General features: G+C 39.8%; 13 protein-coding genes and 2 pseudogenes. 8 read left to right on the top strand and 7 right to left on the bottom strand.

All coding sequences use genetic code 11. From position 1 onward, the window contains the following. Positions 1-7 precede the first annotated feature (7 nt). Positions 8-550 (top strand): dTDP-4-dehydrorhamnose 3,5-epimerase, encoded by a 543-nt coding sequence (gene rfbC, locus EDC44_RS05155; RefSeq protein ID WP_131976063.1) that lies wholly within the window; start codon positions 8-10, stop codon positions 548-550. Between the two features lie 40 nt (positions 551-590). On the opposite strand, the gene EDC44_RS05150 is transcribed toward rfbC, so the two are convergent. Both EDC44_RS05150 and xerD read right to left on the bottom strand, forming a co-directional pair. Next, positions 591-1,184 carry a GDSL-type esterase/lipase family protein gene (locus tag EDC44_RS05150; RefSeq protein ID WP_131976061.1) on the bottom strand — a complete coding sequence of 198 codons (594 nt, stop codon included), beginning with the start codon at positions 1,182-1,184 and terminating at the stop codon, positions 591-593. Between the two features lie 23 nt (positions 1,185-1,207). Then, positions 1,208-2,101, bottom strand: a complete 894-nt coding sequence (gene xerD, locus EDC44_RS05145; protein WP_131976059.1) for a site-specific tyrosine recombinase XerD — start codon at positions 2,099-2,101, stop codon at positions 1,208-1,210. 268 nt (positions 2,102-2,369) lie between these two features. Here xerD and EDC44_RS05140 point away from each other — a divergent pair, with 268 nt between their 5' ends. Continuing rightward, positions 2,370-4,352: a YdgA family protein gene (locus EDC44_RS05140; RefSeq protein WP_131976057.1), complete on the top strand. Its 1,983-nt coding sequence runs from the start codon at positions 2,370-2,372 to the stop codon at positions 4,350-4,352. A 43-nt stretch (positions 4,353-4,395) separates the two neighbouring features. Further along, the gene (gene nanQ / locus EDC44_RS05135) at positions 4,396-4,869 is read left to right on the top strand and encodes an N-acetylneuraminate anomerase (RefSeq protein ID WP_131976054.1); all 474 of its coding nucleotides are present in this window, start codon (positions 4,396-4,398) and stop codon (positions 4,867-4,869) included. A gap of 46 nt (positions 4,870-4,915) precedes the next feature. Here nanQ and EDC44_RS05130 read toward each other — a convergent pair whose 3' ends face one another. Further along, positions 4,916-5,146, bottom strand: coding sequence for a zinc ribbon domain-containing protein (locus EDC44_RS05130; RefSeq protein ID WP_131976052.1), 231 nt, complete (start codon positions 5,144-5,146; stop codon positions 4,916-4,918). Positions 5,147-5,156: 10 nt separating this feature from the next. Beyond that, positions 5,157-5,849: a 16S rRNA pseudouridine(516) synthase RsuA gene (gene rsuA, locus EDC44_RS05125; protein ID WP_131976050.1), complete on the bottom strand. Its 693-nt coding sequence runs from the start codon at positions 5,847-5,849 to the stop codon at positions 5,157-5,159. A gap of 119 nt (positions 5,850-5,968) precedes the next feature. Here rsuA and EDC44_RS05120 point away from each other — a divergent pair, with 119 nt between their 5' ends. Both EDC44_RS05120 and sodA read left to right on the top strand, forming a co-directional pair. After that, positions 5,969-8,230, top strand: a complete 2,262-nt coding sequence (locus EDC44_RS05120; protein ID WP_131976048.1) for an NADP-dependent malic enzyme — start codon at positions 5,969-5,971, stop codon at positions 8,228-8,230. Between the two features lie 123 nt (positions 8,231-8,353). Then, a complete protein-coding gene (gene sodA / locus EDC44_RS05115; protein WP_131976046.1) occupies positions 8,354-8,992 on the top strand; it encodes a superoxide dismutase [Mn] in 639 nt (212 codons plus the stop codon). Between the two features lie 77 nt (positions 8,993-9,069). Here the strand turns inward: sodA and EDC44_RS05110 are convergent. Next, positions 9,070-10,622 (bottom strand): annotated as a pseudogene (locus EDC44_RS05110) (phosphoethanolamine transferase). A gap of 62 nt (positions 10,623-10,684) precedes the next feature. Continuing rightward, positions 10,685-11,536, bottom strand: a complete 852-nt coding sequence (locus EDC44_RS05105; protein ID WP_131976044.1) for a class II glutamine amidotransferase — start codon at positions 11,534-11,536, stop codon at positions 10,685-10,687. A gap of 434 nt (positions 11,537-11,970) precedes the next feature. Here EDC44_RS05105 and EDC44_RS05100 point away from each other — a divergent pair. Then, positions 11,971-12,181, top strand: a pseudogene (locus EDC44_RS05100) (helix-turn-helix domain-containing protein); the annotation flags it as partial. Between the two features lie 114 nt (positions 12,182-12,295). Here EDC44_RS05100 and EDC44_RS05095 read toward each other — a convergent pair. After that, positions 12,296-13,132, bottom strand: coding sequence for a DUF6216 family protein (locus tag EDC44_RS05095; protein WP_131976042.1), 837 nt, complete (start codon positions 13,130-13,132; stop codon positions 12,296-12,298). Positions 13,133-13,448: 316 nt separating this feature from the next. Between EDC44_RS05095 and pepP the strand changes: the two genes are divergently transcribed. Then, positions 13,449-14,735, top strand: coding sequence for a Xaa-Pro aminopeptidase (gene pepP / locus EDC44_RS05090; RefSeq protein ID WP_131976040.1), 1,287 nt, complete (start codon positions 13,449-13,451; stop codon positions 14,733-14,735). A gap of 131 nt (positions 14,736-14,866) precedes the next feature. Then, a partial coding sequence (locus EDC44_RS05085) for a type VI secretion system Vgr family protein (protein WP_131976038.1) occupies positions 14,867-15,774 on the top strand: 908 nt, incomplete at its 3' end.

Genomic DNA, 15,774 nt, shown 5'->3' with positions numbered 1-15,774 from the left:
ATAAAAAATGAAAATTATCGATACAAAAATCCCTGCTGTAAAACTATTAGAACCAATGGTATTTGGTGATGATCGCGGATTTTTTATGGAAACCTTTCGTGATAATTGGTTTAGAGAAAATGTAGCAGAACGTGAATTTGTACAGGAAAATCATTCTAAATCCACAAAAGGCGTATTACGCGGTTTGCACTATCAAACAGAAAATACACAGGGTAAATTAGTGCGGGTAGTACAAGGTGCGGTGTTTGATGTGGCTGTGGATATGCGGAAAAATTCTCCGACTTTTGGTCAATGGGTCGGCGAGCTTTTGTCCGCTGAAAATAAACGTCAACTATGGGTGCCGGAAGGATTTGCACACGGTTTTTATGTGTTAACTGATACGGCGGAATTCACATATAAATGTACGGATTACTATAATCCTAAAGCGGAACATTCTTTAATTTGGAATGATCCTACTGTCGGCATTGAATGGCCGTTGCAAGGGGAACCGGGCTTATCGGCTAAAGATTTGGCGGGTAAGGTTTTAGCGGAAGCCGTCGTTTTTGATTGATAAAAAACGGGTAGCGGTTATTGGCTGCCCGTTTGCTTTTTTAAAGATATTGAAGCAAAATTTTTTTCAATACCTGATATCCCGCCTCACTAAAATGCAACCCGTCTGTGGTTAAAGTGCGGTCTAATTTTCCGGAATTATCAATAAAATTTTGCCAAGTCGGAATGAATGTTATGCCTTTTGGCAAGTGTGAGCGAATGTAATTATTTTGTTCAATAATAGGTTCGTTTTCCAGCGTATCACGATCCCGCACGGGCGTCGCTTCCAGTAAATAATAACGAGAGTGCGGTGCAATTTTTTGTAATTTTGTTAAGATTTCATTTAACCATTCGACTAATTTTTGCGGGCTGTAATCAGGTTCTTTGACGATGTCATTAACACCGAGAAAAATGAAAACGTCTTTTCCTAACTGTTTGATCATGTTGGCATTTAGGATTACTTCAATATATTGTTTGGCGGTAATACCGGCAAATCCCCAGTTGTTAAAGCTTTTGCCGTTTAGCATTGCAGGGTAATTCTTATCTTGTCGCCAAAAATCGAATAGAGAATGGCCGAGCAGTGTAATTTCTGCCGATTGGGCTAATTCAGTTTTACGCGATGTAAAATTTTGTAGAATTTCTTCGTTTGTAATCATGAGATTATTCCTTAATGTTATTTTTACCCTCTTGGGTGGAATCGTTCGTGTAGTCGTTTTAAGCGTTCTTTGGCTACATGAGTATAAATTTGAGTAGTGGAAAGATCACTGTGGCCAAGCAGCATTTGCACCACACGCAAATCGGCACCGTGATTGACTAAATGTGTTGCAAAAGCATGGCGTAGCACGTGGGGTGATAGGCTGTTGGTATCGATTTCTGCCAAGATAGCGTAATGCTTAATTCTGTGCCAAAACGTTTGGCGGGTCATTTGCATCGCACGACGGCTTGGAAATAACACATCGGAACTTTGTCCGTTTAATAATTCGCTACGTCCGTAGGACACAAATTCGTTGATCCAATAAACTGCTTCTTCACCCATAGGCACTAGGCGTTCTTTGTTGCCTTTGCCGATCACTCTGACAATGCCTTGATTCAAGCTGATATTATCCATCGTCAGCGAAACGAGCTCGGTTACCCGCAACCCTGTGGCATAAAGCAGTTCCAGCATTGCTTTATCGCGTAATTCCAAAGCGATATCCGTGCTTGGCGTGTTTAATAAATCACTGACTTGCTGTTCGGTTAAATATTTGGGCAAGCGGCTTGGCAGCTTTGGCGAAGTCAATACCGCACTGGGATCATCCGCTCGGTATTTTTCCCGATATAAATATTGAAATAATTTTCGTACCGCACTTAACATTCGGGCGGAGCTGGTGGCTTTATAACCTTTCGCCAAGCGTTCGCCAAGGAAACTTTGCAGATCAATACTGTCACAATTTAACAAATCGTTTGGTTGTTCGTTCAACCACTGGCTCAATGCGGTCAAATCCAAACGATAAGAGGCAATGGTATTCTCCGATAAGCCTTTTTCAATCCATAATTCCATTAAAAATTGGTCAATCAGTGCGGAATCATTCATATATTATTTCACCGGTTTTTATGTGTAAGGTCGGTATTTGTTACTCACTTTTTTGATTTTATTCATCTTTCTATTGGAGAACAATAAATGTCCCAATGGACGAGCAAAAATTTACTTTTAAGGGTAAAAAGTGTAACTGAAATTCAATAATTAGGCTACTAGTTCTAAAAACCATTAGATCATAAATCGGATATTCGTTATACTTTCTGACAACTAACAATAAAATTCGTCAAGAGATATTAACTCTATGAATAGAAAAGCAAAAATAATGACAAATTTATCGGTGATCACGTTAGTGTTAGCCACTGGAGCACAATTTTATACTAATCATAAAATTGATCAAACTTTAGCACAGTTTCCTTATCATTTTACTGATGATTTTGCTATTTATGTAGAACAAGTAGATAAAGACTTATTTACTCGCGATTTGGTTTTTAGTCTTGGTACCGATGAAAATAATAAAACCGAGATCATTTCCACCCATTTGACTTCTTTCCCTTTTGCCGCCGTTGCCCGTTCAGAGTTGACCGCTTCCGTCGTGCGTGATTTGAATAAAAAACTTAATGTGACGATTGATCAGAATGTGATTAAAAGCCAATTTTCCGTGGTAGGAGATTACATGCAATCGACCATGGAAACGCAATTTCGCGATATTACCAATAATACTCAATCATTAACCACCGATTTGAATTTTATCGCAAAAACACATTTTATTGAAATTGAGGCCGCACTTTCCGGTTTTAATTATGATGCGGTGACCAAGTTTCATGATGTGAAAGGCCGTTACACGTTGCAGCCGCTCGGAAATCATAGCTATGATTTGGTGAAAGCCGATATGAATGCGGCTTCCGTGGATATTAAAGACGGTGAAAATAATCATTACAAAATTAATAAATTAAATTATCAATTAGAAAAAAGTTTTAATGATAACGAATATGATCTGAACGTATTCGTCAAAAGTGAAAAAATTAACGTTTTGGCAGATAACAAAGAAATTAATATTGATAACTTTGCCATTAATTCACAGCAGCAAGGCATTTCACGCGATGTGACTTTTCATGATGAATTAATCAAATTAAATCAAGAAACCCCTAGCTTTAAAAAAGCATTGACCGCCGGATTGGATTATTTGTTGGACAACAAAAAATGGCAGTTTACAACCAAATTTGAAGCCTTGTCCGTGCAACGCGATACCAATCGGCTGAATGTCGGCAGCAGTGATTTCGCAGTGAATTTTTCTCAAGAGAATGCACAATCAGCGAATGTTGAGTTTTCCGCAAATGTTAGCTCGGCGGTTGCGAATAAAGGCGACGAGACATTGCTGCAATTACAAAAGTTGGCACTTAACAGTAAATCCGAACAGCTTAATTTGGCGGAAAGTGCGGTCTTAATTCAGGATTATTTTCCTGAACAGTTTGCAGACACCTTAACTTCTCCGGAAAAAGATAAAGATAATGTCAAATTTATTAAAGCGTTTGAAGCCTTTGCAAAAAATTATAAACCGACAACAGACAGTAAGTTTAGTGTCGCACAATTGGAACTTTCCGATATTCTAGTAAAAGATTTGCAAGTAACGATTTTTGAAAATTTATCGCAAGAGAATAAAATTTACAATAATATTGCACTCAATGCAGCTCAAGTTGCATTGAGTAAAGAAAACGTGGCATTTAATGAGCTTGCATTAACGCTACCGTTGGAAGCGGAACCTTCTTTGTCGTTACAAATTTTATATTTATGCACGCAAAGTGCTTATGCGACTTTATGTGGACATAACTTATCAGCGAAAACCGCACAAAAATGGTTGAATGACAATTTGGCTGCCCTGATATTTACAATCAATAATTCCACAATCAGCAGCGAAATTGATACGTACCCGAAAGCCTCGCGCGCAAGCAAGATTAATGCAACATTCAGCGGTAAGCTGCCTATGGTGGAAAAAAATGTGAAAGATATGTTAGCCGCTAAATGGGAGGCGAAAGAATTCGATTTTTCAGTGGCTATTCCGGCTAAATTAGTGGCGAATGATGCTGAAGATAGTGAAGTAGAAACGACCTCAAATTTTTGGTTATGGTTAAAAGGATTAAAACGTAATGATGGCTTTGCATTGAAAGATGAAAATTATCGTTTACATATAACAATGCAGGGCGGCAAGATACTGATAAACGGTAAAGATCCTAATGAAATCGAACAACCACAACCTACCGAATCCGAGCCGGCGGTTCAACCTTCCGAAATGCCGACGGAACAATAAGACTTGATAACCAATGTAAACAATAAACAAAAGGAATGAAGAGATGTTTTTAGGTGATTTAACCCGAGATGATTATGCACGTGGCTTGCCTCAAGTGATTGTGGATATGTGCGAAAAGTTGAAAATCATGGATTTGGCGGCATTAGAAACAGGTCGTCACGATCTGACCGATCAAATTTATATGAATGTAATGGAGCTGACAACGGAACCTGCAGAAGTGCGTAAATCCGAATTTCACCGTCAATATATTGATGTGCAGGTATTGATTTCCGGCGAAGAGTCCATGGATTACAATTTGGAATTTCCAGATATGACGGACTATACGGAATATGATGAGAAAGACGATTATCAACTTACCTTAACCACAGTATTAAAAAATAAAAATACACTCACATTGAAACCAAAACAATTTGTGGTGTTTTTGCCTTATGAATCCCATAAACCGTGCTGTAATGTAAATGGTCAAGCGGTGACATTGAAAAAATTAGTGGTGAAAATTCCGCTGGAATTAGTCTAAAAATATAAAAACCTAGGGTTACCCTAGGTTTTTTTATCGTCTTTTTTTAACTGTTCCAAATCATTACTGCACTGATAATCACAGCAAAAATGACAAACCAAATAAGTTGCAATTTAGCACTTTTACGATTGATTTCCTGATTGCGGATTCGTCGGTTTTCTATGGCTCGTCTGTATTTTTCTGCTGTTTTTTCATCAAAAGAAAACCCGCAATTCGGACATTGTACGGCACTTTCGCTCACTTTTTTATTACATTCGGGACATTTATTCATTGCCATTTCTTTTTCCTTAAAACTGAGCGATTTCATCCGCAGTTAAATTACGATATTCACCTTCAGCCAAGTTTTCGTCCAGTACAATATCGCCGATTTTCCAGCGATGCAATGCAACGACTTTATTCCCCAACGCTGCAAACATCCGTTTCACCTGATGATAACGCCCCTCGCTGATGGTGAGATTGACATTATAATCGTCCAATATTTCCATTGTAGCGGGCTTAGTCGGGAGTTTTTCACCCCGCAATAAAATGCCGTTTTCCACCGCACTTTGGTAATTTGCTTCCACCGGATCGGCTAAGGTTACCAAATAGGTTTTCTCGCAATGATGCTTTGGCGAAGTGACACGATGCGACCACTGTCCGTCATCGGTTAATAATACGAGTCCTGTAGTGTCCACATCCAATCTTCCCGCACTGTGCAATCTGCCGGACAACGGATAATCAAAGAATTGATAAATCGTCGGATAATCGCTGTCATCATTAGAACAAACATAGCCTTGCGGTTTGTTCAGCATGATATACTGCCCTTCGCTCAACCAGCTTAACCGCTCATTGTCGCAATAAATTTCATCATTGGGGGTAATTTTCACTGCACCGGATTTTTCAATTTTTCCGTTAATTGTTACCGCACTTTGGCGTAATAATTTTGTTGCTTGCGAGCGGGTTAAACCGGTGCTTTCCGCTAAAAATTTGTCTAATCGCATAATCAATTTTTAAATGTTCTGAAAAATAATTCTAATTGATTGTTGATTTTATCGTAAATTCGCAATATTGTAATTCAATTTAAAGCTCATTCACTAACAAAAATAAAGAGGATTTCTTTATGGACGATAAATTGCATCAAGCCGCTTTGGATTTTCATGAATTTCCAAAACCGGGTAAAATCGAAGTAACACCAACCAAATCATTAGCCACTCAACGTGATCTTGCTCTAGCTTACTCTCCCGGCGTAGCCGAGCCTTGTTTAGCCATTCAAACCAATCCGCAAGATTCTTATAAATATACCGCACGCGGAAACTTGGTTGCCGTGATCTCAAACGGCACTGCGGTATTGGGTCTGGGTAACATCGGTGCATTAGCGGGTAAACCGGTAATGGAAGGAAAAGGGGTGTTATTCAAAAAATTCGCAGGTGTTGACGTTTTTGATATTGAAGTAAACGAATTGGATCCTGAAAAGTTTGTGGAAATTGTCGCCGCACTTGAACCGACTTTCGGCGGTATCAACCTTGAAGATATTAAAGCACCGGAATGTTTCTATATTGAACAAAAACTACGCGAACGCATGAATATTCCTGTGTTCCACGATGACCAACACGGCACGGCGATTATTAGTGCGGCGGCGGTGTTAAATGGTTTACGCATTGTGGGCAAACAGATTGAAAACGTACGTTTAGTCGCCTCCGGTGCGGGAGCTGCGGCGATTGCTTGCTTGAATTTATTGGTTAGCTTGGGAATGAAACGGGAAAATATCACCGTTTGTGACTCGAAAGGTGTGATTTATAAAAATCGTGATAATCGTATGGACGAAACCAAAAAATTATATGCCATCGATGACAACGGTCAACGTAAATTAGCCGATGCTATCGAGGGAGCAGATATTTTCTTAGGCTGTTCTGCGGCGGGTGCCTTAACGCAAGATATGGTGCGTACCATGGGGCCAAGTCCGTTGATTTTAGCCTTAGCCAATCCAAATCCTGAAATCACCCCACCGGAAGCGAAAGCCGTACGTCCGGATGCCATCGTGTGTACAGGTCGTTCCGATTATCCGAATCAAGTAAACAACGTGCTTTGCTTTCCGTTCATTTTCCGCGGTGCTTTAGATGTGGGGGCAACCACGATTAATGAAGAAATGAAAATGGCGGCTGTGCGTGCTATTGCGGATCTGGCTCTTGCGGAACAAAGTGATGTGGTGTCCTCTGCTTATGGCGATACAGAAGTGACTTTTGGTCCGGATTATGTGATTCCAAAACCGTTCGACCCGCGTCTGATCGTACGTATTGCACCGGCAGTGGCGAAAGCGGCAATGGACTCTGGTGTGGCACAACGTCCGATTTTGGATTTTAATGCTTATATCGAACAGCTTTCTCAATTTGTGTACAAAACCAGTTTGTTTATGAAACCTGTCTTTGAACAGGCGAAAGAAAATCCAAAACGTGTGTTATTAACCGACGGTGAAGAGCCACGCGTATTGCACGCGGTACAAGAAGTGGTGTCTTTAGGTATTGCCAAACCGGTATTGATCGGCCGTCCGGCGGTTATCGAGCAACGGGCAAAATCACTCGGCTTGCAAATTAAAGCCGGCACGGATTATGAAATTATTGATGTAGAACACAATGAGTTTCATCAGGAATGTTGGGAAGAATATTACAAGCTCGGCAAACGCAACGGCGTAACCCCGGTGTCTGCTCAACGTGATATGCGTACTAATCCGACAGTTATCGGAGCAACATTACTGCGTTTAGGAAAAGTGGATGCGATGTTGTGCGGTTTAATGGGCACTTACGGTTCGCATTTAAAAGTGATCCGCAAAGTAATTGGTGCAAAAGCCGGTCATTCCACTTTAGCAACGGTAAACGGCCTAGTATTAAAACAAGGCAACTTGTTTATTGCCGATACCTTTGTGAACTTGAATCCGACAGCGGAAGAATTGGCAGATATTACTTTATCCGCGGCAGAAGAAGTGCGTCGTTTCGGTATCGAAGCGCAAGTGGCGTTGATTTCTCATTCCAATTACGGCACTTGGGAAGATGAAAGTGCGGTGAAAATGCGTAAAGTTTTAGCGCTTGTGAAAGCCAAAGCGCCGGATTTGATTATCGACGGCGAAATGCACGCAGATGTGGCGTTATCGGAAGAAAACCGTAAACAAATGATGCCGGATAGCCCGTTAAAAGGTGCGGCAAACTTGTTGATTATGCCGAATATGGAAGTGGCCCGTATCAGCTTGAACTTGTTGCAAGGTGTTGAAACGCCGATTACGATCGGTCCGATCTTAATGGGTGTGGATAAACCGGCTCACGTGTTGACTCCGGTGGCGTCTGTGCGTCGTATCATTAACATGATTGCAGTAGCGGCAGTGAAAGCCTAATTCAAGGTAAAATCATATAGGAATAATAGGGAATACCGATTGGTATATCCTAATTATTCCTTGATCTTAATCAAGAATTTGTTAAGATAATGTTAATTTTTTAAATAACGAGAGGACATAAAAATGGCGTATCAATTACCTGAATTAGGCTACGCTTATGATGCGTTAGAACCGCATTTCGATGCACAAACCATGGAAATCCACCACAGCAAACACCACCAAGCTTATGTGAATAATGCAAATGCCGCATTAGAAACATTACCTGAGTTAGCTGAATTAGCGACAGGTTGCCCAGGTAAGTTATTGAAACAATTAGATAAAGTGCCTGCAGATAAATTAACCGTATTACGCAACAATGTAGGCGGTCATGCAAATCATACTTTATTCTGGAAAGGTTTGAAAAAAGGCACTGAATTACAAGGCGAATTAAAAGCCTTAATTGAACGTGATTTCGGTTCGGTAGAGGCTTTTAAAGCAGAATTTGAAAAAGCGGCAACAACCCGTTTCGGTTCCGGTTGGGCATGGTTAATTTTAACCGAAGAAGGTAAATTAGTCGTTGTTTCTACCGCTAACCAAGATTCCCCGTTAATGGGGAAAGCGATTGCCGGCTGCGAAGGTTTCCCGATTATCGGTTTAGACGTTTGGGAACATGCGTACTACTTGAAATTTCAAAACCGCCGTCCGGACTACATCAAAGAATTCTGGAACGTAGTAAACTGGGATTTTGCCGCAGAACGTTTGGCAAAAGGCTTAGCGAAATAATTTAAGCTGACGAAAAAATAAGTGCGGTCTGAAAATTTTTTAATTTCAGACCGCACTTTTTTGTACTTTTATTATTTTTAAGGTGTCGGCGTAATATCTATCGCAGGATCGATCGGGTGGGTAAAGCCTTCGATTTTTTCTTTTAAACCATAATCATCGGGATCATTTTTGCCGTTAAATAAATCCGCTTGGTGATTCAGTTTCGGGTTTTCAATGCCGATCCAACGGGCAATGTCGTCAGTGAAATTCAAACCGGATTTAAAGTGCGGTGGATTTTTTGCCGATTATCATCCGATGAAATCTTAAATAACGGCACATCAAAATGCAACTTACTGAAATAGCTGTTATTAATGATAATGCTTTTGCCTTCGTAATTATGTGCCATTCCGTGATCGGAAAAATACAGCATTGAGAAGGTTCTGCCGGTTTTTTCTTGATTTTCTTTCAACATGGCATAAACCGTAGCCAGTAAATCATCGGTTTTCTTAATGGATGAAATATAGCAGTTGATATAATGATGTTTGATATCTAATTGATTTTCATCAAAAATAGTCGGGTAATTGTCGGATTTCAATCGATCACAAGCCATCGGATGCGAACCGTATAAATGCAACACAATAAAGCGTTTTTCCAATTCATTGTTATGCAATACTTTTTGCAATTCCGGCAATAATTCCATATCGCTTTTATTGTTAGACGCGTAGCCACCGATTTTCAAAAATACACGGTATTGACTTTGGTTGGCAATCACCGAAACCGGTGTGTCATATTCGCCGAAAGCGCCTTGATTTGACAGCCAATAGGTTTGGATTCCGGCGGATTTCACCAAATCCACCACGTTTAAGTTGTAGTTCGGCTGCCAGTTTTGCGTATCCGGTTTTGTGAGCATTAAATGCAGAGAACTGACCGTATTTGTACCTGCCGATGTGAAACCGTCCACCAATTCGCCTTTAGCATTGTCCATAAACGGTGTGTTTTTCACCGGATAACCATAAGCATGATGATAATCTTTGCGGGCGCTTTCGCCGATAATCAGCACGTAATCATCGTATTTGCTGTGAGAGAGTGCGGAAAGCCCCCATTCCGAATTAATTTTAAAGCTGTTGAGCCGATCAAGCTCGGTGCCCACTTCCACGCTGGCTTTATACCCGGTTTGAATAAATTTCATCGGGGCAAGATCCCACATTGCGAACACAATGGCAAGGCAGAGAAACAGCTTATTTTTATATAAAAACACACCGCACTTTTCGCTGATTTTTCTAAATAAAATCAATAAAATCGGAATCGCAACGGCAGATAAATAGCTAGTGAAAGGAATTTGTTGCAGAAATTCTTTGCTTTCCATCGCATCGGTGGCGAATAGCGACATAATATAAGAATAGCTTGGTTTGCCGAAATTTAATCCTACCGGTGTGTATAAAGCATTGAGTAACGCTACGGGTAATAACAGCCAATAGAAGGCTTTTTTAGATGATGACAAAATGGCGATTAAAATCGCAAGCAGTAAAATATCACGCGGACCGGGAATAGGGTAAAGCCCCGAGCCTTGCAGCATAAGAAAACTTAATGCTATCAAAATAAAAATCAGCAACACTGTGCCGAGTGCGAGTTTTAGGTTTTTGTTCATCATAAAAATAGCGGCTTAAACAGATAAGCCGCTATTATATAGAGGAAATTAATGAAAATAAAATATTATGCCGCTAATGCCTGACTACAATTAGTATAAGCAGCCTCGCCTAATGTGCCGTCATTTTCCACTGCTTTTGCCACGCCCACGATTTCACGCACCTTCACGCCGTCTTTAAAGAATACGAAACCGCCGTGTTCCATTTTGGTCCATTGCTCGTTTTTTGTGAGCGGAAAGGTGGAAATAATGGTGACTTTATCGCCGTCTTTCGCATAGTTGCTGAAATCGATCACTCCGTCGTCATCAATGCGTTGAGCTTTACCAAAAGGAGCTTGGCGGGTGAGATAATGCAAATTGGTTGAGCAGTGTGCAATCATCCATTCACCGTTGGATAAAATAAAGTTAAAGGTACCACGATTGGCTAAGTCCGTAGTGATTTCACGAATGGTTTCAAAGAGTTGTTCTTCCGTCGGTTTTTTACGGAAACGATTTTTAAGTTGTTCTGCAATATAACAAAACGCTGCTTCGGAATCTGTCGAACCAATAGGCTGACAAAAACATTCGCTCATATCGGGCAGGGTTTTTAGGTTGCCATTGTGAGCAAACACCCAGTTTTCGCCCCAGATTTCGCGAATAAACGGATGGGTATTCTCGATATTCACATCGCCTTGGGTGGCTTTGCGGATATGGGCTATCACATTTAATGATTTGATGTGATATTGTTTTACCGCATCGGCAATGATTGACGAATGCCCCGGTTTATCGTCGCGGAACACTCGCACGCCTTTGCCTTCAAAAAATGCAATTCCGAACCCGTCGGTGTGGGTATCGGTCAGCCCCGCACGGCGGCGGAATCCTTCAAAAGAAAACACAATATCCGTCGGGGTATTACAATTCATTCCTAATAACTGACACATAATGCCTTCTAAATTTACAACAATAAAATAAGCCTATAATTAGTGGTGATTTTCTACTATAAATCGGCAAATTTCAATATGAGTTGCAGATTATTTTTAGATGAAAATGTTACATAAAATAGCTATTGATTATCAATTGGAGAACAAGGTTAGAGGAGAGAGAAAAGTGATCTGCCCCCAAAAGTTGAATAGGTATAATACTTCAAGTTCCTGCAACAAATTAAAGACTGGCTACTCCAATTCAAACTGCATCGGTGATTGATAGACCAACGTCCGTTCGCACTGGGTATCTGCCGCGTGTCTTCTGGGAAAGTTTATCAAAAACAGTATTTGAAATATTGTAGGGGATTAAACCATTACATGATAAAAAATGAGAGTTTTCCCGTTTAGAATATGAGTGTTGAAATTCAATCTAAACAAAAAAGGAAACCCTCATGTTTTATTCTAACAATCTTTGATTAAACACGAGATCAGTTTATTAAATTTACCGGAAGAACTTGACAATATTTCACAAGCTAAAGTAATGGAAATGAGCCGCATACCTTCTATCGCTATCAACAGGCCGTTGAAAATGAAGGTGTCGAAGCCTTACTTAATTAAAATTGCCACATACCGAATATAAAAGAACGAGTGGGTGAAAACATCTAGCAAGCTGTTATAAAGTTTGCCTTTGGTCGGAAATAAGTTAAGCTCAAATTAGTCTGACAGTACCTTGGTTTTAAATGGCAGACTGTCAGATTAGATTTGATCTTCTACATTTTATTTAACTTTTCTTTTTATCATATTGTAAGCATCTCTAGTATTAGCTAATCTAAATATATAATTAATAAAAAGATATAAAGCAATTGTTAATATAAACATAAAATAACGAAAGAATATATGTTGCTCTCTTAATATCTTATCTAAAAATTCTTTATCTTCTTTATTAAAAAATAAACCACAGAGCGTTTTTAGATTATTTGAATGTATGCTAATTTCTATTTTATTTTCTTCACAATTATAAGGTGTTATTTCATTTTTGTGATTATTAGAAATATAGAATATGTCAGAGTAACTAAACTTTCTTGCCTCATCATGGCTTACCCAATAGATTTCTCCGCTGTCTTTAAACTCTAACAAAGCAAAATTTCCAATGGATAAATTGATTAATATAGGTAGAAAAGATAGGAAACATATAAAAGTAATACTAAATCCTATTATTGTAATTAACAATTTTATTTTGCTTGGTATATTAAGAATATTCAGTTGTTCAATATCAAAATTTTCTTTAAGTTTAGATAGTAATCTGTAATCTAATTCGTATTTTCTTACCCAACTTTCAAATTCCTGCTTATGCCTTAAGCTTAACGCATTAGTTTTATAATAAAAATTAAATTTTTCAATTTCTATTATATCATTGATCAAAGATTCTTTATCGTTATTAACTCTATCTTTTCCTATTATAAATATAAGTATCCTATGTATAATAGAAAATGCTGATTTAGCACGATGTTTATAATAAAAAATAACTAATAATATTATAAATGGAGTGAAAAAATAATAAACTATATTTGAGTATTTCTGAAAGAGACCAAAAATCATTTCAATATCTTGCATAAAAATCCTTAATAAAATAGTAATGTTAAAAAGAGAGTATATAGTTTACTTACTGAATTATTTTTTACAAGTATTAAACCCCTAAGTTTTTTTAATGGAAATTACGTTATGGCTCGGTATTATCAAGTGGCAGAACTTTATGGTCAGTCGCGAGATTTACTCTTCTTATAAATATTAAGAAAGCACCCAAAAGTCAGTTTAATTTACGATAGTATTTTAAATTAAACTGACTTTTTTTAGCTTCTTCATAAAATTTGAAATAAACCAGACCGCTTGCTTGTGTTAGAATAATCGGACATTTGAAGAGGAGAATACTATGGATCTTACCTATCTAGCCAAATTGCCGAGAGAAGAATTTATTGAACGTAGAAATCGCGTGTTTGAGCAAATGCAGGATAACTCTGCGTTGGTGGTATTTACCGAAACGGAGAAACGCCGTAATAGTGACTGCGATTATTTATTCCGTCCGGATAGCTATTTCTGGTATTTAACCGGTTTTGCCGAGCCCAAATCAGCATTATTGCTGATTAAAAAAGAGGGTAAAAATGAAAGTATGATCTTTATGCGCGAAAAAGATCCGCTGATGGAGACGTGGAACGGCCGCCGCTTGGGAACGGAAAAAGCGCCCGAAACCTTGAATGTTGATTTGGCGTTCGATATTGAGGATATTGCTCGTATTTTTGCAGAAAAAACACAAAATTTAACCGCTTGTTATTATGCAAAAGGTTTGCAAACATGGGGTGATAACGTGGTAGCGGAGCAGTTTGCAGAAGTGATTGACTGGCAGCCGATGTTATCGGAAATGCGTTTGATTAAATCGACTGCCGAAATCGCCTTGATTCAGCAAGCCTGCCATATTTCGGGCTTAGCGCATATTCGTGCAATGAAGCAAACTCGCCCAAACCGTTATGAACTGGAAATTGAAGGTGAAATTCAGCATGAGTTTACCCGTTTTGGGGCGAGATTCCCTGCCTATAATTCAATTGTGGCTAGCGGTGACAATGCATGTATTTTGCACTATAACGAAAATGATCAGGTCCTAAAAGACGGCGATTTATTACTGATTGACGCAGGGGCGGAGTTTGCTCACTATGCGGGTGATATTACTCGTACTTTTCCGATTAACGGTAAATTTTCCGAGCCGCAACGCGAAATTTACCAGCTCGTGCTGGATGCAATGAAAGAGGCGACTAAATGGTTGGTTCCGCAAAGTTCAATCAAAGTCGCTAACGAAAAGGCAGTGCAGGTATTAACGGAAGGCTTGGTTCGATTGGGCATTTTAAATGGCGATGTGGAGCAATTGATTGCTGAAAAAGCTTATCGCCAATTTTATATGCATGGTTTAGGACATTGGCTGGGGCTGGACGTGCATGATGTCGGCAATTACGGTACGGAACGAGATCGCCCCCTTGAAATTGGTATGGTGCTCACATTAGAACCGGGGCTATATATTGCAAGTGATGCGGATGTACCTGAACAATACAAAGGCATTGGTGTACGAATTGAGGATAACTTATTGATCACCGAATATGGCAATAAAAACCTGACCAGCGGCTGCCCGAAAGAAATTGCAGATATTGAGGCGATCATGAATGCTCAATAAGCGTGAAAACCTAGACTTTCTGACTGTTTTAATATAAAAATTAAATGTCCGCAGAGGTCCGGATTTTCACCGAAAAGAGTATGTATACTTGGAAAAATTTATGAATAACTGAACTTAAATAAGAAAATACAATGTCCCAACAATCCGACTACCGCTATAGTTTAAAAGTGAACGGCGCTACCGAATTCGATGTCGTCAGTTTTGTATTAAAAGAAGGACTTTCTCAACTTTTTCGTCTGGAATTGGAATTAGCCAGTTTTGACTCGTCACCGTCGTTCTCTGAGATTTTGGACAACAGGGCCACACTGACTTTCTGGCAAGGTATTGAGCCGGTGCGTTATGTTAACGGGGTTGTGACGCAGTTGGTACAGGGCGAAAGCGGTTTTTCCCGCACCCGCTATAACATGGTCATCGAGCCGGATTTGGTGCGGGCCTCCTATCAATCGGACAACAAAATCTTCCAACAACAAGACAGCGAAAAAATCCTGCGTCAGCTCCTTTCAAAGAATCATATCAACCAAGTCGAATTTCATTTAAGTGACAGCTATTGGCAACGGGAATACTGCGTACAATACCGGGAAACGGATTTAGCCTTTATCGAACGACTGGCGGCGGAAGAAGGGACTTACTACTATTTTTCGCATACTGAAGACGGCCACACCCTCCATTTCAGCAACCATAGCGCATTGGCCCCAGAAAAAGGCACATTGCTTTATAACCCCACCCCTGCCGGTGAACGCCCCGAAGCCGCTTTATGGCACTGGGCATATCAGGCCAAACTTGGCACCAACCGCCAAACCCTACGCGATTACACCTTCACCCACCCGACTTACTCTCAAGAACACCGGCATGCCCTGCAGCAAACTAGCGTACTCGGCGAAAGTGCGGTCAATATTTACGAAAAATACGATTACCCGGGGCGTTATAAACGAGACGCACAGGGAGAACCGTTCAGCCGCTACCGATTGGAATACGAACGGCGCGAAGCGGAAGTGGCACTTGCCACCGGGGATGATTTACGCCTGATTCCCGGTTATCG

The sequence above is a fragment of the Cricetibacter osteomyelitidis genome (assembly GCF_004340985.1).
Classification (GTDB): domain Bacteria; phylum Pseudomonadota; class Gammaproteobacteria; order Enterobacterales; family Pasteurellaceae; genus Cricetibacter; species Cricetibacter osteomyelitidis.
Note: the sequence above shows the minus strand (reverse complement) of the source record. Positions and strands in the feature narration are given on the sequence as shown.